This is a genomic window from Myroides sp. LJL115, assembly GCF_054871665.1.
The window spans coordinates 58,726-78,155 of the sequence record NZ_JBTXLS010000005.1 but is presented as its reverse complement, the minus strand read 5'-3'; the positions used below and the strand labels follow the sequence as shown (position 1 = coordinate 78,155).

The 19,430-nt window shown below is 33.0% G+C and carries 18 protein-coding genes and 3 tRNA genes; 12 read left to right on the top strand and 9 right to left on the bottom strand.

What is annotated here, in order from left to right; all coding sequences use genetic code 11:
• Positions 1 to 5: 5 nt before the first annotated feature.
• Positions 6 to 377, bottom strand: coding sequence for a ribosome silencing factor (gene rsfS, locus ACYSNX_RS02480; RefSeq protein ID WP_461753103.1), 372 nt, complete (start codon positions 375 to 377; stop codon positions 6 to 8).
• A gap of 100 nt (positions 378 to 477) precedes the next feature.
• Here rsfS and ACYSNX_RS02475 point away from each other — a divergent pair, with 100 nt between their 5' ends.
• Positions 478 to 1,209, top strand: coding sequence for a biotin--[acetyl-CoA-carboxylase] ligase (locus ACYSNX_RS02475; RefSeq protein ID WP_461753102.1), 732 nt, complete (start codon positions 478 to 480; stop codon positions 1,207 to 1,209).
• Positions 1,210 to 1,251: 42 nt separating this feature from the next.
• Here ACYSNX_RS02475 and msrB read toward each other — a convergent pair whose 3' ends face one another.
• Together msrB and ACYSNX_RS02465 are read right to left on the bottom strand one after the other, a co-directional pair.
• On the bottom strand, positions 1,252 to 1,752 hold the full coding sequence (gene msrB, locus ACYSNX_RS02470) for a peptide-methionine (R)-S-oxide reductase MsrB (RefSeq protein WP_461753101.1): 501 nt from the start codon (positions 1,750 to 1,752) through the stop codon (positions 1,252 to 1,254).
• Positions 1,745 to 2,614 carry an alpha/beta hydrolase gene (locus tag ACYSNX_RS02465; protein WP_461753100.1) on the bottom strand — a complete coding sequence of 290 codons (870 nt, stop codon included), beginning with the start codon at positions 2,612 to 2,614 and terminating at the stop codon, positions 1,745 to 1,747. Before ACYSNX_RS02465 ends, msrB begins: the two co-directional genes overlap by 8 nt.
• 330 nt (positions 2,615 to 2,944) lie before the next feature.
• On the opposite strand from ACYSNX_RS02465, the gene ACYSNX_RS02460 reads away from it, so the two are divergent.
• The 6 genes from ACYSNX_RS02460 (at position 2,945) to ACYSNX_RS02435 (ending at position 11,441) form a co-directional block, all read left to right on the top strand.
• Positions 2,945 to 3,760 carry a M48 family metallopeptidase gene (locus tag ACYSNX_RS02460; protein WP_461753099.1) on the top strand — a complete coding sequence of 272 codons (816 nt, stop codon included), beginning with the start codon at positions 2,945 to 2,947 and terminating at the stop codon, positions 3,758 to 3,760.
• 30 nt (positions 3,761 to 3,790) lie between these two features.
• Positions 3,791 to 5,101 (top strand): MFS transporter, encoded by a 1,311-nt coding sequence (locus ACYSNX_RS02455; RefSeq protein ID WP_461753098.1) that lies wholly within the window; start codon positions 3,791 to 3,793, stop codon positions 5,099 to 5,101.
• A gap of 65 nt (positions 5,102 to 5,166) precedes the next feature.
• Entirely contained in the window at positions 5,167 to 6,132 is a 966-nt protein-coding gene (locus ACYSNX_RS02450) for a hypothetical protein (RefSeq protein ID WP_461753097.1), read from the top strand.
• A 198-nt stretch (positions 6,133 to 6,330) separates the two neighbouring features.
• Complete coding sequence (gene lon, locus ACYSNX_RS02445; protein ID WP_461753096.1) at positions 6,331 to 8,820, top strand: endopeptidase La; 2,490 nt, start codon at positions 6,331 to 6,333, stop codon at positions 8,818 to 8,820.
• A 507-nt stretch (positions 8,821 to 9,327) separates the two neighbouring features.
• Positions 9,328 to 10,017, top strand: coding sequence for a (d)CMP kinase (gene cmk, locus ACYSNX_RS02440; protein WP_461753095.1), 690 nt, complete (start codon positions 9,328 to 9,330; stop codon positions 10,015 to 10,017).
• 44 nt (positions 10,018 to 10,061) lie between these two features.
• Positions 10,062 to 11,441 carry a nucleoside permease gene (locus tag ACYSNX_RS02435; RefSeq protein WP_461753094.1) on the top strand — a complete coding sequence of 460 codons (1,380 nt, stop codon included), beginning with the start codon at positions 10,062 to 10,064 and terminating at the stop codon, positions 11,439 to 11,441.
• A gap of 124 nt (positions 11,442 to 11,565) precedes the next feature.
• On the opposite strand, the gene ACYSNX_RS02430 is transcribed toward ACYSNX_RS02435, so the two are convergent.
• From ACYSNX_RS02430 to ACYSNX_RS02420, 3 genes are all read right to left on the bottom strand, one after another.
• Entirely contained in the window at positions 11,566 to 12,918 is a 1,353-nt protein-coding gene (locus ACYSNX_RS02430; RefSeq protein WP_461753093.1) for a DEAD/DEAH box helicase, read from the bottom strand.
• A gap of 123 nt (positions 12,919 to 13,041) precedes the next feature.
• The gene (locus ACYSNX_RS02425) at positions 13,042 to 13,803 is read right to left on the bottom strand and encodes a C40 family peptidase (protein WP_461753092.1); all 762 of its coding nucleotides are present in this window, start codon (positions 13,801 to 13,803) and stop codon (positions 13,042 to 13,044) included.
• 87 nt (positions 13,804 to 13,890) lie between these two features.
• Entirely contained in the window at positions 13,891 to 15,069 is a 1,179-nt protein-coding gene (locus tag ACYSNX_RS02420) for an acetyl-CoA C-acyltransferase (protein WP_461753091.1), read from the bottom strand.
• A 278-nt stretch (positions 15,070 to 15,347) separates the two neighbouring features.
• Between ACYSNX_RS02420 and ACYSNX_RS02415 the strand changes: the two genes are divergently transcribed.
• The 4 genes from ACYSNX_RS02415 (at position 15,348) to ACYSNX_RS02400 (ending at position 16,990) form a co-directional block, all read left to right on the top strand.
• Positions 15,348 to 15,431 (top strand) — tRNA-Ser (locus tag ACYSNX_RS02415).
• A 5-nt stretch (positions 15,432 to 15,436) separates the two neighbouring features.
• Positions 15,437 to 15,511 (top strand) — tRNA-Pro (locus ACYSNX_RS02410).
• A 29-nt stretch (positions 15,512 to 15,540) separates the two neighbouring features.
• A tRNA-Arg gene (locus tag ACYSNX_RS02405) sits at positions 15,541 to 15,614 on the top strand.
• Between the two features lie 584 nt (positions 15,615 to 16,198).
• A complete protein-coding gene (locus ACYSNX_RS02400) occupies positions 16,199 to 16,990 on the top strand; it encodes an alpha/beta fold hydrolase (protein ID WP_461753090.1) in 792 nt (263 codons plus the stop codon).
• Between the two features lie 8 nt (positions 16,991 to 16,998).
• Here the strand turns inward: ACYSNX_RS02400 and ACYSNX_RS02395 are convergent, their stop codons facing one another.
• The 3 genes from ACYSNX_RS02395 to ACYSNX_RS02385 all read right to left on the bottom strand — a co-directional run bounded on the left by ACYSNX_RS02395 (position 16,999) and on the right by ACYSNX_RS02385 (position 18,863).
• On the bottom strand, positions 16,999 to 17,202 hold the full coding sequence (locus tag ACYSNX_RS02395; RefSeq protein ID WP_461753089.1) for a hypothetical protein: 204 nt from the start codon (positions 17,200 to 17,202) through the stop codon (positions 16,999 to 17,001).
• Between the two features lie 85 nt (positions 17,203 to 17,287).
• On the bottom strand, positions 17,288 to 18,202 hold the full coding sequence (locus tag ACYSNX_RS02390; protein WP_461753088.1) for a lytic transglycosylase domain-containing protein: 915 nt from the start codon (positions 18,200 to 18,202) through the stop codon (positions 17,288 to 17,290).
• Positions 18,186 to 18,863 (bottom strand): alpha/beta hydrolase family protein, encoded by a 678-nt coding sequence (locus ACYSNX_RS02385; RefSeq protein ID WP_461753087.1) that lies wholly within the window; start codon positions 18,861 to 18,863, stop codon positions 18,186 to 18,188. Before ACYSNX_RS02385 ends, ACYSNX_RS02390 begins: the two co-directional genes overlap by 17 nt.
• Before the next feature lie 184 nt (positions 18,864 to 19,047).
• Here ACYSNX_RS02385 and ACYSNX_RS02380 point away from each other — a divergent pair, with 184 nt between their 5' ends.
• Positions 19,048 to 19,329: a GNAT family N-acetyltransferase gene (locus tag ACYSNX_RS02380; protein ID WP_461753086.1), complete on the top strand. Its 282-nt coding sequence runs from the start codon at positions 19,048 to 19,050 to the stop codon at positions 19,327 to 19,329.
• The last annotated feature ends 101 nt before the right edge of the window (positions 19,330 to 19,430 follow it).

Genomic DNA, 19,430 nt, shown 5'->3' with positions numbered 1-19,430 from the left:
TTTAATTAGTATTGGCTATCAATTCTGGTGATTTTAGCATCTCCCCATAAGTTTTCTATTTGATAATAATCACGAATATGCTTTTGAAAAATATGAACAACTACATTCACATAATCCATCAGTACCCATTCAGAAATTACCTCTCCTTCAACATGCCATGGTTTGTCATGTAATTCCTTCGAAACTACTCTTTGGATAGAATTAGAAATAGAATTTACTTGTGTACTAGAGTTACCTTCACAGATAATAAAATAATCGCAAGGGGTATTATCAATATCTTTTAAATCAATAATTGTAATATTCTCTCCTTTCACTGCTTCAATACCTTTTATAATATTAGCAATTAATTCGTCGTTGTTGATTTGTTTGTCTGCCATCTATTTTTTTTCTGCGATTTTACGCGATTAATTATATTAGTTGTCTAATTTTGGCCTCAAATATAGTGAATCGCTTTAGATTTGTCTATAATAATTTTATATGAATATAATCAAACTCGATGCCATAGGTTCAACAAATACTTATTTGAAAGAACTTTCGATGGCCAGTAATTTATCGAATCTCACCGTAGTGACAGCCCATAGGCAGCTAGAAGGTCGTGGTCAAAGAGGAACAAAATGGGTTTCTCAAGAAGGTAGTAGTCTAAGTTTTAGTGTATTAGTAAAAGATTCATTAAGCGATGTTAGCCAAATATTTGACTTAAATATTCTGGTAGCATTAAGTGTTTTACAAGGTATAAAGAAATGCTCTAATTTTTCTTTAGCTATTAAATGGCCTAACGACATTTTGGCAGATAATAAAAAAGTGGCTGGTATTTTAATCGAAAACAGTATAAAATCCTCTACAGAAATAGTCAGTATTGTAGGAATTGGTATAAATGTTAATCAGCAAAACTTAGATGATTTACCTCAGGCTAGTTCTTTGCAACTACTTTGTGGAAATCCTTTTGATAAAGAAATAGTGCTCAAGAGTGTATTAGAATGCTTGAGTGAGAATTTAGAGCAACTAAAAATTGGTAATGCTACAGATCTATGGAAGTTATACCATGATTATTTATATCAAAAGGACAAATTAGCCCATTTTGAACTACCGGATAAAACCTTGATTCAAGGTTATATTCAAGGTGTTAGTCCAAATGGGTTATTGATAGTGCAATTAAAACAAGGTAATGTTGAGCACTTTGGATTAAAGGAAATAAAAATGATTTATTAAAAAAAGGGCTGTCTTCAATTGTGAGTAGACAGCCCTTTTTTTTTATTTTTCACCTGGTTGAAATTTTAAAGAAACAGAGTTCATACAATATCGATTACCTGTTGTTTCTATGGGGCCATCTTCAAAGACATGCCCTAAGTGTCCCTTGCAATTAGCACAAATTACCTCTACACGATTCATGCCATGACTGAAGTCTTCTATATATTCTACAGAACCCTCTATTGCTTTATCAAAGGATGGCCAACCACAATGTGCATCAAATTTAGTTTCAGAGTCAAAAAGTAGTGTATTACATCCTGCACAATGATAAGTACCTTTTTCATATAAATTATTATACTTTCCCGAAAAAGGTGGTTCTGTTCCTTTTTGTCTTAATACGTAAAATTGCTCTGGTGAGAGATCTTTCTTCCATTGCTCTTCTGAAGTGTTTTTATCTTTTTTCATTTGCTGTGAATTTTGAGTAGTATCTTTTTGTTGACATGCTAAACAAGATAATCCAATTAACAGAAATAGTAAAAGTATTTTGCCTGTTTGACTATTCATCTTTTATAAAATCCATTATTTTTTCAATCACTTTTCTGTCCCCAAGTATTTTGCGGTGGCCAAGCCCTTCTGTGATTAAAAGTTTGGCGTCTGGCTTTTGTTTCTTAATTTGATAAGCAGCCTTTACTGGAACATCATAGTCTTCTGTATCATGAACGATAAGTAAAGGGATGTCGATTTCTTTGGCTTTTAAGTGTACACAATAATCTTGCATTTTTTGATTGAATTGTTTTTCGAATTTATCTTTGATCAATTGTGCAATTTCTGGTTTTAATTCTACTTGTTTGACAAAGTCATCTATTACATCTTCTACTACATCTCCACTTCCAATGATAACGGCTTTTTTAGCCTTTAAGCCTCTTGCTAATGCATTAACAGTTGTCATTCCTCCTAAAGAATGTCCTACTACTAAATCAAAAGGGCCGAATTGTTCTTGAACTTCTAAAGCACTAGCGATAAATTCTGCTAGATTTGTTTTGGTATTAGGGCTTTTTCCGTGACCAGGTGCATCGAAAGCTACCACGTCATAGCCTTGTTTGGTTAGCATATTAGCGATGGTAACCATTTGAGTTGCTCGGCCATTCCACCCATGTATCAGTAATGCTTTTTTATTAGCCTTTACATTACTACCATATTGGTAAACATATATATCTTTAGCTATTGCCAATACACTAATACGAGAAATGATACTTTTTTCAAGCATTTCTTTTTCTCTTTTTGGTGCTTTGAATTTAATAGGGGTAATAAAAAGATTTTGCGCAAATTTTGACGCTAATTTTTTAGAGAAAAACTGAATAATCTTTCCTGTCACTATTATGGTCTTAGGAACTTCTAAAGATTGCTTTGGTTTTTGGTTGTTCATTAGTTAATTGATGTTTGATGTAAAATTACAAAATTTTATTGCGATGTAGCATTTAATTTTGCTAAAGTGGCTTTTAAGTGCTGTAGATACTGAGTTATGAGCTACTTTATAGAGTAATTCACAGAGGTTAGTAGATAGATAGAAAGCTAGGCTAAATGTAAAGGTGTATTTTAAATATAAAGTAGAAACTCTTTTTACTCATAGTTAAAAAAATGGGATAAGGGTGATATTTGATGTTCAAATTACTGGGATATCAGGCAGTGGAAAAATTGCAACTACTAAAGAGAGAAAACAATAAAAAAATGTTATAATTTTGAAAAAAAAGACACAATGAAGAAAATAAGTATTTTACTAGGAAGTATGTTTTTACTAATAGGATGCGCAACTAATCCATTTACAGGGAAGAAAACTATGGCTTTGACGCCGAATTCTTCTTTATTTCCAATGTCTTTCCAACAATACGACGACTTTTTAAAGGAACATAAAACTATAAGCGGTACTAAAGATGCTCAAAGAGTAGAACAGGTCGGAAAGCGACTAAGTCAAGCAGCAGCTTTATGGTTAGATGCAAACGGATATAAAGATTACTTAAAGGATTATCGTTGGGAATATAAATTAGTACAGGATGATCAAATTAATGCTTGGTGTATGCCAGGAGGGAAAATAGTTTTTTTTACTGGTATTTTACCAGTTTGCCAAGATGATGCAGGTATTGCTACTGTAATGGGGCATGAGATTGCCCACGCACTAGCCAATCATGGGCAACAAAGGATGAGCGCGGCAATGCTTCAGCAAGGAGGTGCAGCTGCAGTTGGTTTGTTAACGCAAAACTCTAGTCCCTTGGCTCAACAAGTTTGGTCTACTGTATATGGAACGGGTACACAAGTTGGAGCAATGCTACCTTTTTCAAGAGCAAACGAGACTCAAGCAGATGAAATCGGTCTAACTCTAATGGCTATAGCAGGATATAATCCAAGTGAAGCAGTAGATTTTTGGGCTAGAATGGCAGAAAAAACAGGAGGAGATTCGGGTAGTTCATTTATGAGTACTCACCCAGGAAATCAACAAAGAATAGAAAACTTAAAGCGTCTTGTGCCAAAAGCAAAAGAACAAGCAGCTAAATTTGGAGTGTATTATACTAAGTAGTTCTCTATCTTAGGTCTTAAAAATGTTTTTATGAAATTGAACTTTATCAAAGGGGATAAGCGTTTATTGAAAGCTTGGGCTTTTTATGATTGGGCAAATTCTGTTTATTCTTTAGTTATTTCGTCCTCTATTTTTCCCTTGTTTTATGGAGTTTTGTTCAGAGAAATAAACCAGGATAGCCTAACTATATTGGGATATAGTATCAAAAGTGAGTCTGTAATTGGCTATACCACTGCTTTTGGGTTTTTAATCATTGCGATATTATCTCCTATACTATCGGGAATTGCCGATTACTTAGGCAGAAAGAAATTCTTTATGAAATTTTTTTGCTACTTAGGTAGCATAAGTTGTATGTCTTTATACTTTTTCAATCTAAGTGATGTTCTACTAAGTCTTTTAGTTTACTTATTAGGGTTAGTAGGTTTTTGGGGGAGTTTGGTTTTTTATAATTCCTATTTACCAGAAATAGCCTTTAAAAAACAGCAAGATAGTGTAAGTGCACTTGGGTTTGCTTATGGGTATATTGGAAGCGTTGTTTTACTGCTAATAAATTTGGCGTTAATAATGAATTCTGATGCTTTAGGTATTTTAAGTCCTATCCAAGCAATGCGATATAGTTTTGTATTAACTGGACTTTGGTGGCTGGGCTTTAGCTTTTATACTTTTAGGGTTTTACCCGATTTTAAAAACAATAATAAACTTTCATCTAAGATTGTTTTTAATGGTATTTCTGAATTAAAAAACGTTTGGAGACAGTTCTCTAATCAAATTGCGATAAAGAGATTCTTAGTGGCTTTTTTCGTTTATAGTATGGCAGTGCAGACTGTGATGATTATAGCAGCTTATTTTGGAGAAAAGGAAATTGCATGGCAAAGTGAATCCCAAAGAACAAGTGGTTTAATTGTAAGTATTTTAGTTATTCAACTTGTGGCTATTGCTGGAGCGTTTGTAACTAGTAAAATTTCAACGAAAATTGGCAATATATATACGCTTTGTATTTTAAATGCGTTATGGATAATAGTATGTGGCTATGCTTATATGATAAAGACGCCTGATCAGTTTTATATTGCAGCAGCAAGTGTTGGATTAATTATGGGTGGTATTCAAGCCTTATCTAGGTCTACTTATTCAAAATTGCTTCCAACTACTAGTGATACTACTTCTTATTTTAGTTTTTACGATGTAACTGAAAAAATAGGTATTGTAATAGGTATGTTAATGTTTGCACTGATTAGTGACTTGACTGGAAAGATGCAAAATGCTATCCTTTTTTTAATTCTGTTTTTCGCTTTAGGGCTTGTTCTACTGTGGAGGGTTCCGGGTAAATCTAAGATAATTTAAAAGGAAATAATTAGTAAATTATAATAATAAAAGATAACTTTAATAAAGTTTAGTAAACAAAAAATATGAACAAAATATATTCCATAGCTAAAGCTTTTGTCTTTGCTCTTGTAGCAATAGGGGTCAATGCTTGTCAAGATGAACCTGTAGATCCTTATTTAAAAGATAGTGATGTAGTAGGTAAGCCTGTTGTTAAAGTAGTTATAGAAGATACTGAAGAGATATTTCGCGAGGATATATTTGCTACAGTTAATAAAAAAGGAGAGTTTAAGTTAATCGTAAATGATTTAATGCAAAGACAAGATTCTTTGCAATTATTTACAAGACTTTTTCAAGTTGGAATCTTTCCTGGAGCAAGTAACCCGTCGCTTTATTGGAACCAAGAATTGGACTTAACTTATAGTTCGGTTGATCCTAAACGTCCTGGTTATGTTACTGGTTTTGTCAAAATGGAGTACATCAATAAGCGCTCTCATGTAGTTAATGGTAATTTTGATTTAATGATGATTCCGATGGGTAATGAAAATGATTCTATTAATGGTGGAGCAAACCCTTCCATACAAAGCTTCAAAATATCTGGAAGTTTTGTAGATCTGCCTTATAAAAGGGCTGAGCCTTATTATTTAGAGGCAGAAATTAGTGAGGAGATTTTCAGAAATAATAATGCCAATCTAATTTTGAGCGAAAATAGCTTTATAATAAAAGCTATTGGAGTGGATAATCCCGAAATGGAAATTGAGATTACCCTACCATCGGACCAGATTAAACAAGGCCAAATATATGATTTTTCCCAACCAGGCTTTTCTGCGGTGTATTTCTCTGAAAATGGAGTAGGATATGATTTAGGAAAGACCAATGGCACATTTACTGCTAACTCTAAGATTAGTATAGATTTATTAGAAAATACCCAAGAGGGTAATGGATTTTTAATGGAAGGTAAATTTACTTTAGAACTTCACCCTATAGAACAAGGTAAGGATCCTTTGTTAATAGAGTTTGGGAGATTTAAATTAAGTACGCAAGAACAATAGTTTCTTGTATGTATTGCATTATAGAAAATCCCTAAAGAAATTATAGGGATTTTTTTGTGGCATAAAGATTGACTTATTACTAAGTGAATAAGAATGGAATAAATGTATAATATTGTCTTTCAGTACTTTGTATAAATACAACACATGAGTTGTTTCGATAATACAAGATAAGACTGACAAAATGACGCTAAAATAATTATGGGGAATCAAAAAATAATAACATTGGACAATTTGTCGTTGCAAGATATGGTTGAGGGAGATTCTGAATTTATTCCTCTTTTAAGCCATGAAGATGAACAGGAGATGAGTATGGAGAAATTACCAAAAGAGTTACCTATTTTACCTTTGAGAAACATGGTTTTGTTTCCGGGGGTTGTTATACCTATTACTGCTGGTAGAGATAAATCTATTGAATTGTTACATGCTGCCAATAAAGGAGATAAAACTATTGGAGTTGTAGCTCAAAAGAATGAAGATACAGAAGACCCTTCGATGGATGATATTTATCACGAAGGTACTGTTGCAAAGATATTAAAGCTATTAAAATTACCTGATGGAAACATTACAGTAATCTTACAAGGTAAAAAGAGATTTAACTTAGAGCAATTAGTTCAAGAAGAGCCTTATTTAAAAGCGACTGTTTCTGAACGAACAGAAGTTAGACCAGAAAAAGAAGAAAAGGAATTTTTAGCTATAGTTGATTCTATTAAAGAAGTAGCTATTGAAATTATCAAGGAAAATCCAAATCTTCCTTCTGAGGCTAGCTTTGCAATAAAAAATATAGAGAGTAATTCTTTTTTAATCAATTTTGTTTCTTCTAATATGAACTTAACGGTAGAGGAAAAGCAAAATTTATTGAGAATTAATGACTTGAAGCAACGAGCTTATGAGACTTTAAAACTAATGAATTTAGAGCTTCAAAAGCTAGAGTTAAAAAATACAATTCAAAATAAGGTACGTTTTGATTTAGACCAACAGCAAAAAGAATATTTTCTTCATCAACAAATGAGAACCATCCAAGAAGAATTAGGTGGATTTTCTAATGAAGAGGAGTTCGAGGAAATGAAAGCTAAGGCTAAGAAAAAGAAGTGGAACAAGCAAGTACAGGAAAGGTTTGACAAGGAGATGTTGAAGTTCCAACGTATGAATCCACAAGTAGCTGAGTTTGGTATTCAACGTAATTATTTAGAATTAATGTTGGAGCTTCCTTGGGGAGAATACTCTAAGGATAACTTTGATTTAAAACATGCTCAAAAGATTCTTGATAAGGAGCACTATGGGATAGAAGATGTGAAAAAACGTGTTCTAGAACATATGGCTGTTCTAAAATTAAGAAACGATTTAAAATCGCCTATTTTATGTTTATATGGACCTCCGGGGGTTGGTAAAACTTCTATTGGAAAGTCCATTGCAAATGCTTTAGGAAGAGAATATGTTAGAATCTCTTTGGGAGGATTAAGAGACGAGGCAGAAATTAGGGGACATAGGAAAACTTATATTGGGGCAATGCCAGGGCGTATTATCCAAAGTATAAAGAAGGCAAAAACTTCTAATCCAGTTTTCTTATTAGATGAAATCGATAAGTTATCTACGAGCCATAATGGCGATCCATCTTCTGCTTTATTAGAAGTATTAGATCCAGAGCAAAATTCAGATTTCTATGATAACTTTTTAGAAATGGGATATGACTTATCTAAAGTTATGTTCATAGCCACTTCTAATAGTTTATCTACTATACAGCCTGCATTAAGAGACCGTATGGAGATTATTGAGATGAATGGGTATACTATAGAGGAAAAAGTAGAAATTGGTAAACAGCATTTGCTTCCAAAACAAATTGGCTTACATGGTTTAACTACTAAAGAGCTCCAAGTTGGAAAAAAACAAATGGAGTTTATTATCAGTAATTATACTAGAGAATCTGGGGTACGCGGTTTAGATAAGCAATTGGCACATGTTGCTAGAGGTATTGCAAAACGTATTGTTATGGAAGAACCATACAATGTTAAGGTAACCGAGCAAGACATCACGGATATTTTAGGTACTCCTCGTTTTGATCGTGATAAATACGAAAATAACGATGTAGCCGGTGTGGTAACTGGACTTGCTTGGACAAGTGTAGGAGGTGATATTTTATATATTGAATCTCTTGTAAGTAAAGGTAAGAGTGGATTATCCATTACAGGTAACTTAGGTAATGTGATGAAAGAGTCAGCTACTATCGCTTTAGAGTACATCAAAGCACATGCAAAGGAGTTGAAAATTTCTCAAGATGTCTTAGATAATTATAAGATACACATTCACGTTCCTGAAGGAGCAACACCTAAAGATGGGCCTAGCGCAGGAATTACTATGTTAACCTCGATGGTTTCTTCTTTTACTCAACGAAAAGTTAGAAAGAACCTTGCAATGACAGGGGAGATTACTTTAAGAGGAAAGGTTTTACCTGTAGGAGGAATAAAAGAAAAGATACTTGCAGCTAAGAGAGCTAATATAAAAGAGATTATTCTTTGCAAGGACAATAAAAAAGATATCGATGAAATCAAAGAAGACTATTTAAAAGGACTTACTTTTCACTTTGTTGAAAAGATGCAAGAAGTTTTAGATATTGCATTACTGGATCAGAAAGTGAAAAATGCAATTGTTTTCGATATACCTAAGAAAGAACCGAATACCAAAAAAAATTAAAACCAAGGTTTTTTATAAATAACACTAAAAAAGGGATTGTCAGAAATTGACAGTCCCTTTTTTAATTTACTACTTTTAAAATAGAAAACCGCACCCGAATTTAGTTCTGAGCTATTTTTAGCCGAAATAAGTATAATGGATTCTTTTTTTAAGTACATATTAGTCTAAAAGTATTCTTAAAAAAGCTTCTTTTATTTGTAAAATCATCCTCTAAATAATTAGTAGGTAAGTAGTTAGTTAAAAGTGTATATTAGTTGATTTAATTTTGTAGCAAAAGAATTAGAAAATGTACCTTTGCTAGGTTGTAGACTTTATAGTGAAAAGTAGTTATAGTGTAAGATATCTTGTTTTGTAAAGCAATCAACAAGATTCAAATTCTAAATTGCTACAAAGTAAAAATCGTTTTTAAAAAGATTATTTTCACTTGGTTTATCCTCTACAAGGAACAATTTTCTTTCTTTAATTGGAAAGAGAATTATTTTTTTAACTTTTTAAAATCAATTAGTTTTGAAAAAGATTACAATAGCAATTGATGGATTTTCATCTACTGGAAAAAGTACTCTAGCTAAGTCCCTTGCTAAAACATTAGGGTATGTATATATTGATACAGGTGCCATGTATAGAGCGGTAACTTTATTCGCCATGCGAAAAGGCTTTATTGATACAAATGGATTTGACCAAGGTAAATTAATAGATGCTTTAGATCAAGTAGAACTTCACTTTGAATACAATCCTGAAAAAGGTTTTGCTGAAATCTATTTAAATAACCAAAACGTAGAGCAAATAATTCGATCATTAGAAGTATCTGGCTTTGTGAGTCAAATTGCTGCAGTTAGTCAGGTTAGAAAAAAACTAGTAGAACAACAACAGAATTTCGGTACTTCAAAAGGAGTAGTGATGGATGGAAGAGATATAGGAACAGTTGTGTTTCCAGATGCTGAGCTTAAAATATTCATGACTGCCTCACCGGAGATTCGTGCCAAACGTCGCTTTGATGAGTTGATTGAAAAAGACCCTTCTATTACTTATAAACAAGTTTATAATAATGTAGTACAAAGGGATCAAATCGATACAAGTAGAGAGGATTCTCCCTTAGTAAAAGCCAAGGATGCTATTGAAGTAGATAACTCTAATTTGAGTATAGAAGAACAATTTAACTTAATACTAGATCTTGTAGCTAAATGCCAACAAGATTAAAAAATAACTTTTAAAATTTTATAAACGATATAGTGTAGAAATTTATGGGATCAAGTAAAAATGTAAAAACCAGATTAACTATCATGAGTTTTATGCAGTTTTTTGTATGGGGCGCCTGGTTGATAACAATAGCAAACTATTGGTTCAATACTAAAGGATGGAGTGGAAGCCAGTTTGGATTAATCTTTGCTACTATGGGGATTGCCTCTGTGTTTATGCCTACTATCGCAGGAATTATTGCGGATAAGTGGATTAATACAGAACGGCTATATGGAATATTACACATTCTTTATGGTTGTAGTTTATTTTATTTAAGTAGTGTAACTACTCCTGATCAATTTTTCTGGGTAATGCTTTTTGCAATGTTTTGTTATATGCCTACTATCGCTTTGAGTAACTCTATTTCCTATGATATTTTAAAAAGTAACAATTATGATGTTGTAAAAGATTTTCCTCCAATTAGAGTTTTTGGAACTATTGGTTTTATTGTAGCTATGATTGTTACCAATTTAAGTGGTAATAAAGCAACCGATATTCAGTTTCTTATTGCAGGAGTTGGGGCTATTTTATTAGGAATTTATTCCTTTACTATGCCTGCTTGTAAACCAAAAGGAGAAAGAAAAGGAAATACTTGGTTAGAAATACTTGGACTAGATGCTTTTAAGCTTTTTGCTAATTACAAAATGGCTTTGTTTTTTGGTTTCTCTATGTGTCTTGGTGCAGCTTTACAATTAACTAATGCATATGGTGATGTATTTTTAGATGAGTTTAAATTCTTTCCTAAATATGCGGATTCTTTAATAGTAAAATACTCTACTATTATCCTTGCAGTTTCTCAAGTTTCTGAAACATTATTTATCCTAGCTATTCCTTATTTCTTAAAACGCTTTGGGATAAAAACTGTAATGCTTATTTCTATGCTTGCATGGGTACTTCGTTTTGCTTTCTTAGGACTAGGTGACCCTGGAACTGGACTTTGGATGATAATCGTTTCTTGTATTGTATACGGAATGGCTTTTGATTTCTTCAATGTCTCTGGATCCTTATTTGTGGAAACATCCACAGAACCTTCTATGCGTTCTTCTGCCCAAGGATTGTTTATGATGATGACAAATGGTTTTGGAGCAATTTTAGGTAATTTAATCGCAGGTAATCTAATTGATGTATATTTTACCAAGAGCTTTACAAAAATTGGAGATTTAGCCACTTATTTAGATACTACGGCAGATAATCCTACTTTACTTGGAATGATCAGTAGTAAAGGCTCTGAATTGCTTGATAATGGTGTTTTAAGTATTCCTATTAATATAAAAGAATGGAATTTTATATGGATGACATTCGCAGGGTATGCTTTAGTGGTAGCAATCTTATTTGCAATTTTCTTTAAGCATAAGCACAAACCAGGTGATGATATTAATCTATAAGATATAATAAATAAAAAATGGGTTTCAATTAATTGAAACCCATTTTTTATTATTCCTACATTACCATAGGATAGTTGCTGTAGGCAAAAAGGCTTAGAAGTTATCCTAAGCCTTTTTGTATGTGTTATCTTTCTCCTCTACGCTTTGCAGCTCTTTTTGCTTCTACTGCTCTGTTACGAGGTTTATTCTTACGAGGTGTTCTCTTTCCAGGTCCTCCTAAGTTAACTTTTTTGTTTTTATCTTTTTTCTCGTGGAATGCTTCTCCTTTTTCGATTGGCTTTTTAACCTTGGTAAGTTGTTTTGACTTAAGTTTTGACTTCTCAAATTCCATTAAAGATTCAGAGATTACCACCTCAGAAGGTATTTCAATTACTCTTAGTTCTTTTTCCATTAAAGTCTCCGCATTAAGCAGTAGTTCTTCTTCTTTAGGGTCAATTAAAGAGATAGCTATACCTTCTTTATCTTGGCGACCAGTACGTCCAATACGGTGGATATACTGCTCTGGCTCTTCTGTAAATTGTAAGTTGATTACGTGAGAAATATCCGAGATATCTAATCCTCTTGCCATAATATCTGTGGTAAGTAACCCTCTTAGTTCACTTGCTTGGAATTCAGCCATAGATCTCATACGGAAGTTTTGGGATTTATTAGAGTGAATAACAGTAAATTCATCTGGGAATTCTTTCTCTAATTTTTCCATAACTACATCGGCTAAACGCTTACTGTTAATGAAAACAAGTACTCTGTTGAAAGTCTCTTTATCCTTTAATAAATGCATTAGAACATTCATTTTAGTATTAAAGTTCGGTACGTGATATACTTGCTGATCAATTTTCTCTAAAGGTGTACCTGAGTTAGCTAAAGAAACTTCTTCAGGAAAATCAAAGTATTCATCTAGAATTTCATCTACTTCTTCGGTCATAGTAGCACTAAACAAAATATTTTGTTTTTTGTTTTTCATCATGGCTAAGATAGAAGTAAGCTGGGTTCTAAATCCAAGATTTAGAATCTCATCAAATTCATCAATGACTAACTTTTGTAGATTATCAAAACGCAATACTCCGTCTAAAGCAAGGTCCATCATTCTTCCAGGAGTCCCTACAAGAATATCTACCCCTTGGTAAACAGCTTTACGTTGTGTATTAATATTTGTACCTCCATATACACCTAAAGTACGAATAGACATGTATTGGGTTAATTTCTCTACTTCTTCTACAACTTGCACTACAAGTTCTCTAGTTGGTACAATAATTACCACTCTTGGAGTCTCTGTATTTGCAAATTTCCATTGTTTTAAAATAGGTAGTAAGTAAGCATAGGTTTTACCAGTTCCTGTTTGAGCAATTCCCATTACGTCTCTTCCGGATAAAATCACTGGAAAAGATTTAACTTGAATTGGAGTAGGAGTAGTAATATTTAGCTCATTAAGGGCTTTATCTAAAGCTTTCGGTAGATTAAATTGCTCGAAAGTATTCATAGTATCTAGATTTTGTTCAAATATACGTTTTTATTTTTTTGCTTTTAAATAATGAAGGTAACGATTGTTAAAAAACTCTATATTTAAGAAAAATAAGTATATTTTTTCACTAGTTAATAAATTTTAAACAATTTTCTTTATAACTCTTAATTTATGGGTATGTCGCCCCGTATCTATGTTATAAATACCGAATTGGTCTAAACGGTCTATCCTAACTTTACCATGGGCATGAATAATATAGTTGTTATCCATAATGATTCCTACATGGGTAATATGACCTTCTTCGTTGTCAAAAAAAGCTAAATCTCCCACTTCACTTTCTTCTATAAAACTAAGAACTTCTCCAACTGTTGCTTGAACAGATGCATCTCTTGGTATTTGATGTCCATTTATGCGGTAGACCATTTGGGTAAATCCAGAGCAGTCTATTCCAAAAGGGGTCTTTCCTCCCCAAAGATAAGGGGCGTTTAAGTACATAAAAGCAGTCTTTAAGAAAAGGGATTTATCAAATGTACCTGTTATACAATTGCCCTTATAGCTGAAGTTCTCAGTATTAATCGAACCTATAGAAAGCCCTGTTAAACAACTACCAATAGGAATACTCATTAAATGTTTGGCATCATTGGTAATGAAGTCTACTAATTCACCAGAATAGATAGTAGATTTTGTTTCCAGCAAATTATAATCTTCTTTGGAAATAATTTGAAATTGCTTGTTATCTACCCAACCTTGGTATTTGTCAAGAGCCAATTCAACTTTAGACCATTTTGGGGTTTGTTCTAAAATTGTGAAGTGTTCTCCAAATAGGATTTGTGTTACCATTTCGCTTCTATCGCTTGGTTCAAAACGAACAGGAACTATGGGAAGATTGCAGTATGCAAACATAATGATGATTTGAATTAGGATGCAAAAATAAAGGATGAGTTTGAACTTATCAACCCCATCCTTATAAATATTTATAATTTAGCTAAATTAAGCCTTTTCTATCACTATTGCAGAAGCTCCTCCACCTCCGTTACAAATAGCTGCTGCTCCGATTTTAGAATCTGTCTGTTCTAGTACATTTAGTAATGTTACTATGATTCTAGCTCCAGAACAACCAAGAGGGTGACCTAAAGCTACAGCACCTCCATTGATATTAACTTTTTCAGGATCAATTTGAAGAAGTTTGGTATTTGCAATACCAACTACAGAGAAGGCCTCATTGAATTCAAAACAATCTACTTGGTCTAAAGCGATATTTGCTTTTTTAAGTGCTTTTGGAAGCGCTTTAGCAGGAGCTGTAGTAAACCATTCTGGCTCTTGTGCAGCATCTGCATAACCTGCAATATAAGCTAGAGGTTTAATACCTAATTCTAATGCTTTTTCTTCACTCATTAAAACTAAAGCGGCAGCTCCGTCATTAATAGTCGAAGCATTTGCAGCAGTTACACTACCTTCTTTTGTGAATGCTGGGCGCAGAGAAGGAATTCTATCCAGAGAAACATTAGTGAACTCTTGATCTTTATCTACTATAATAGGATCTCCTTTTCGTTGAGGTACGCTTACTGGAACGATTTCATTGTTGAATTTTCCTTGTTCCCAAGCTTTAGCTACTTTAGCATAAGAGTTGATAGCGAAAGCATCTTGCTCTTCTCTAGATATATTGTGAGTTGTAGCACACAAGTCCGCTGCTACTCCCATTGCATTATTGTCGTATGCATCTACAAGTCCATCTTTTTGTAGTCCATCGATTAAGGTAGCTGGTCCAAATTTAATTCCTTCTCGCATATAAACATAGTGTGGAATCTGACTCATGTTCTCCATTCCTCCAGCAACTACAATTTGAGCATCTCCAGCAAGGATAGCTTGTGCACCTAACATTACTGTTTTCATTCCTGAAGCACATACTTTATTTACTGTTGTACAAGGAACTTCTTTAGATAAACCTGCTTTTAATGCAGCTTGCCTAGCAGGAGCTTGTCCTTCGCCAGCTTGAACTACATTCCCCATATATACTTCATCTACTAAATTTGGGTCTAAATTTATCTTTTCAAGAGCACCTTTAATTGCTGTTGCTCCTAATGTTGTTGCAGGTATGCTTGATAATGCTCCTAAGAAGCTTCCGATAGGTGTTCTTGCCGCTGAGACAATAACTACTTTTTTATTCATAATTGTAACTTTAATTAAATTTGTGGTTGATTTAGTAAGATGATTACTTTTTTTAAATAACCTTACCGATGGGGAAATTACATAAAAAATCTTGATTTTACCAAAGTTAAAAATAGGATTGAAAAAAAGTTTAAAATATTATTAATACTAGGGTATTGATAATTAAGTAGTTCCTGTTTTTTACGTTTTTTTTTATTTTTTTTTGTTGTAAAAGCTTGCATAGTCTCAAAAGTAGTGCTAAGTTTGCATCGCAATACAGGGGAAATCCCTAAGCAAAAGGAGAGGTGCCGGAGTGGTAACGGAGCAGATTGCTAATCTGTCATCGGGTAACCGATGCCAGGGTTCGAGTCCCTGTCTCTCCGCAATTCGGGGTGTAGCGTAGCCCGGTCATCGCGCCTGGTTTGGGACCAGGAGGTCGCAGGTTCGAATCCTGCCACCCCGACAAAAAAGACCAAAAGTTTTTTCAGGTTAGGTCCAATAGCTCAGCTGGATAGAGCAACTGCCTTCTAAGCAGTAGGTCTCAGGTTCGAATCCTGATTGGATCACAAAAGCTTCAACATTATGTTGAAGCTTTTTTGTTTTATATAACTTTCTAGTGATGGGCTACTTAGTAAAAGTAGTAGGGATCATCTAAAAAATTTAAAGAGACTTCTATAGTTTGCTCCGCCAAACCTATGGCGAATTAAATAATTGAACTTATCTGCATGAAAACACATCTGATGTAGTTTCAATCGAAATTAAAATGCCTTGATTGTTTTCATAGGGTGTATTTTGTATAGTATTACAATTATTTCTCTTTTAAAAATCCTTTAGTAGTGTATTATAAGCTGAAATTAGCTTATATAGGTGTTGTGATTGTTGAATTATCAGTAAGGTAAGTAGTATATATCAATAGGGTAGAGTTTATCAAAAAGTAGAACATACTTCAGTCAAAGTATTCGAAACTTATATACTATAGTATTATATAAGGTATTTGAGTGGCTAAACTAGCCTAGGATAATGGATTTGCTGAACTTATTGGCTTTTATCCTTATATATAGAGTGGATCTAAAAGAAATGTAGTAACAAGGCTGTATTAAATTATGGTTTTGAATTTTGTTTTCCTAATATTGTTTTTAAATGTAGAAGTATGTTAGATATAATAGATGATAAGGTTCTTGTTGAAAATCAACAAGTGTATTATAAGCTTTTTAAACCATCAAAAGCCCTTAAAGCGGCTGAAACTATTGTTTTACTACATGATTCGTTAGGCTGTACAGCTCTGTGGAGGGATTTGCCTAAGGAATTAGCTCTAGAGTTAGAATGTAATGTTCTTGTCTATGATAGAATTGGGTATGGCCAATCTCAAGGCTTACAAAGTAGTGTTCGAACAAAGGCTTATTTACAGAATGAAGCTGTTTTTTTAAAACATCTTCTAGAGCAATTAACTATTGATAAAGTCAGTTTAGTAGGTTATAGTGACGGAGGTTCAATAGCTTTGTTATTTGCTGCGTTATTCCAAGAAAATTGTGAATCACTTGTGTGTATTGCAGGGCATATTTATGTAGAAGAGATTACCTTAGAGGGGATTGAAAAAATGAAGCAATACTTTTATAATAGTACTTTGAGTGGGCGCTTAGAAAAATACCATGGAGATAAAGTAGAAACTTTGTTTAAGGCTTGGGTAGATACTTGGACTAGTCCAGGGTATAGAGATTGGAGTATTGAGCACTTGATGCAAGGTATAGTTTGTCCAGTTCTGTTTATGCAAGGAGATAAAGACGAGTATGGGTCTCTTGAGCAATTAACTAGAACTTTGGATAAAGTAAAAGGAATTAGTCAATCAAAAATACTAAAAGGAGTGTCGCACGCAGTTTTTAAGGAAGAACCAGAACTAGCAAAAGAAAATATTGTTTCTTTTTTACAAAAATACAAGCATTAGTATAGCTATTAAAGCTGTATTAATTGCTCTATTTTATCTTTGAATAAAGTGTTTAATCTTGGGTCTTTAGTAGATAAGTATGCTTTTTCTAAGCTTCTTAGATATAGTTCTAAATCCGTTACAGTACTACCTTGATCAAGAGAGAAGGGAACTTGTAAGTTTTTATTTTTTATTTGTTCTATTGCGTTAGATATAAATAGTTGTTTTTCCATAAAAGCCAGACTTTATTTAGGTTTATTATTGAGTGAATAGTAACACAGGTGAGTTTACTAAAGCAAACTCACCTGTGTTAGTATATTATACAGGGATATTTATTTGATAGGTTTTCCCATTAGGTTTGAACGATGTGTTTACAAGCCAAGGATTGTAAAGTTTTAATAATTTATAATTAATACCTTGTTGTTTTGCCCAGTAAGCAAGGTCGTCAATTGGATAATCTACCTCTATTTGTTTTAGTTTTACAGGTTGATATTTAGAGCTATAAGGGATGGTAAAACCATATTTATCTGTGTTGCTCATAATTTCTTTTAACGCTAGAATTCTAAATACATATCTAGATGTTTCTTGATTTAAGAAAAGATCGTAATAATTATCTACTTGTTGGGCATCCATAGCTCTAGTAATTCCTGCCATTCCACGATTATAAGCTGCTGCTACAAGAGTCCATGAACCAAACTTAGCTTTAGCATCTTTAAAATATTCACAAGCCTTGTGGGTTGCTTTTTCTAAATCATAACGCTCATCTACAGTATCATCAACCACTAAGCCATAATCTTTAGCTGTACCTTTCATAAATTGCCAAAAACCACTTGCTCCAGCTGATGAAACAGCGTTGCTTAAGCTACTTTCAATTACACAAAGGTATTTGAAATCATCTGGTATACCATGCTGCTTTAATATAGGCTCAATCACTGGGAAATAGCGCTCGGCTCTTTTTATTATTAAAATAGTTGAACCATGTAAGTTGGTATTGGAAATCATTTCTCTGTCAAACCTTTCCTTTACATCTAAAATATCTAAAGGTACCTCTTCTTTTGCAAAATTAGCTGAAGTGGGTGTTGGGTGGAAGTGAGGACTCTGTTGTATTTTTAAATTCTCTAGTAATTCCGTGTCTGGATCATTGTGTAAAGGTGTACTACTTGAATAGATTAAAGTAGAAGAAATAGCTACTATAGCAATAATAGAAAGCAGAGTTTTAATATTTTGTTTCATCTTTTTTATTTGAGATTAAAAGGGGGATGTTTTTATTTAACCATTTGTACTTGGTTAAAATCATAGCATGTGTCCCACCTGGTAAAATTATAGCATTTTTTATATTTTTAATAGGGAACAGCTCGTCTTTTTCACCGTGAATATGAATTATATTTTCTAAAGTTTGTATTTGTTGCCAATTGATGATTTTATCAATCGACCAATCTAAATACAAAGGGTCTAAGATGGTTAAGTATCTTTCATATAAAATTTTTCTTTTTGCGTTTTTATTGCCTAACCAACGAGTATATGCTCCAAGTATTTTGCTAGCTAATGAAGTAGGTAGTAGTTTATATAGTTTGGTTTGTCTGGCAAACTTGTATAAATATGGATATTCCGAGGTATTCTTAACGCTAGATATGATAATAATGGTTTCTACTTTTATTTTTTTTGCTAGTTCTTGGGCAATTATTCCGCCAAAAGAAACACCTATTAATACAGGAGTAGATTTGTTTATTTGTTTTTCAAATAAATCTACATATTTATCCAAAGACATTGTTTTGTGGACTTGTGGCCATGTTAAAAAATGAGATTCATACTTAGTAGGGTCTAATTTTATATGCTCAAAAATTAGAGGGTTCGATGCCATGCCTGGAATGAAATAAACTGGTATTTTACTCATTACAAATAAATTAACTAATAAAATGATGGGATTTTGGAAAAAAATCACGAACTTTGCTAAAGTTAGCTATTTTCATGAGAAACTAAAATATTACTACGTTAAAGTTTAACTAATGTAAACCAAAGGTCAAAAACTCCCTTGATCTATTAAAAATATACCTAAACCAACAACTAAAATAAGAATAATGAAAATTAAAGACAATGAGCTACTTCGTCAGTTTGAAATAGAGACGGACAAAGGACTTCTAAGTGTGGAGTATTCTTTACAAGAAAGAAGAATCTTTTTAACGCGTTTAAACAATGAACAAGAGATTACTCAAATTGATAGTAATGATTTTATAAAGGGGATCTTAGAAATGGTTCGCGAAAGAAAATTAAGAGTCGTACCTACTCACCCTAAGATTGTTTCTTTTTTTAGAAAAAACCCTAGTTACAAAGAGATGTTACCTCCGGGAATCCGCATCTAATTGTAAAGAGCTTTACAACTTTAATTAGCTTAAAATGTAGGTGGAATTTATTCTATTGCACATTAAGCTGTAAAAAGTAAATAACGCTTGTAAATAGATTT

Excerpts from the sequence above, each read along its gene's own strand:
- rsfS (WP_461753103.1), bottom strand. The coding sequence starts at position 377 with ATGGCAGACAAACAAATCAACAACGACGAATTAATTGCTAATATTATA.
- ACYSNX_RS02475 (WP_461753102.1), top strand. The coding sequence starts at position 478 with ATGAATATAATCAAACTCGATGCCATAGGTTCAACAAATACTTATTTG.
- msrB (WP_461753101.1), bottom strand. The coding sequence starts at position 1,752 with ATGAATAGTCAAACAGGCAAAATACTTTTACTATTTCTGTTAATTGGA.
- ACYSNX_RS02465 (WP_461753100.1), bottom strand. The coding sequence starts at position 2,614 with ATGAACAACCAAAAACCAAAGCAATCTTTAGAAGTTCCTAAGACCATA.
- ACYSNX_RS02460 (WP_461753099.1), top strand. The coding sequence starts at position 2,945 with ATGAAGAAAATAAGTATTTTACTAGGAAGTATGTTTTTACTAATAGGA.
- ACYSNX_RS02455 (WP_461753098.1), top strand. The coding sequence starts at position 3,791 with ATGAAATTGAACTTTATCAAAGGGGATAAGCGTTTATTGAAAGCTTGG.
- ACYSNX_RS02450 (WP_461753097.1), top strand. The coding sequence starts at position 5,167 with ATGAACAAAATATATTCCATAGCTAAAGCTTTTGTCTTTGCTCTTGTA.
- lon (WP_461753096.1), top strand. The coding sequence starts at position 6,331 with ATGGGGAATCAAAAAATAATAACATTGGACAATTTGTCGTTGCAAGAT.
- ACYSNX_RS02435 (WP_461753094.1), top strand. The coding sequence starts at position 10,062 with ATGGGATCAAGTAAAAATGTAAAAACCAGATTAACTATCATGAGTTTT.
- ACYSNX_RS02430 (WP_461753093.1), bottom strand. The coding sequence starts at position 12,918 with ATGAATACTTTCGAGCAATTTAATCTACCGAAAGCTTTAGATAAAGCC.
- ACYSNX_RS02425 (WP_461753092.1), bottom strand. The coding sequence starts at position 13,803 with ATGTTTGCATACTGCAATCTTCCCATAGTTCCTGTTCGTTTTGAACCA.
- ACYSNX_RS02420 (WP_461753091.1), bottom strand. The coding sequence starts at position 15,069 with ATGAATAAAAAAGTAGTTATTGTCTCAGCGGCAAGAACACCTATCGGA.
- ACYSNX_RS02400 (WP_461753090.1), top strand. The coding sequence starts at position 16,199 with ATGTTAGATATAATAGATGATAAGGTTCTTGTTGAAAATCAACAAGTG.
- ACYSNX_RS02395 (WP_461753089.1), bottom strand. The coding sequence starts at position 17,202 with ATGGAAAAACAACTATTTATATCTAACGCAATAGAACAAATAAAAAAT.
- ACYSNX_RS02390 (WP_461753088.1), bottom strand. The coding sequence starts at position 18,202 with ATGAAACAAAATATTAAAACTCTGCTTTCTATTATTGCTATAGTAGCT.
- ACYSNX_RS02385 (WP_461753087.1), bottom strand. The coding sequence starts at position 18,863 with ATGAGTAAAATACCAGTTTATTTCATTCCAGGCATGGCATCGAACCCT.
- ACYSNX_RS02380 (WP_461753086.1), top strand. The coding sequence starts at position 19,048 with ATGAAAATTAAAGACAATGAGCTACTTCGTCAGTTTGAAATAGAGACG.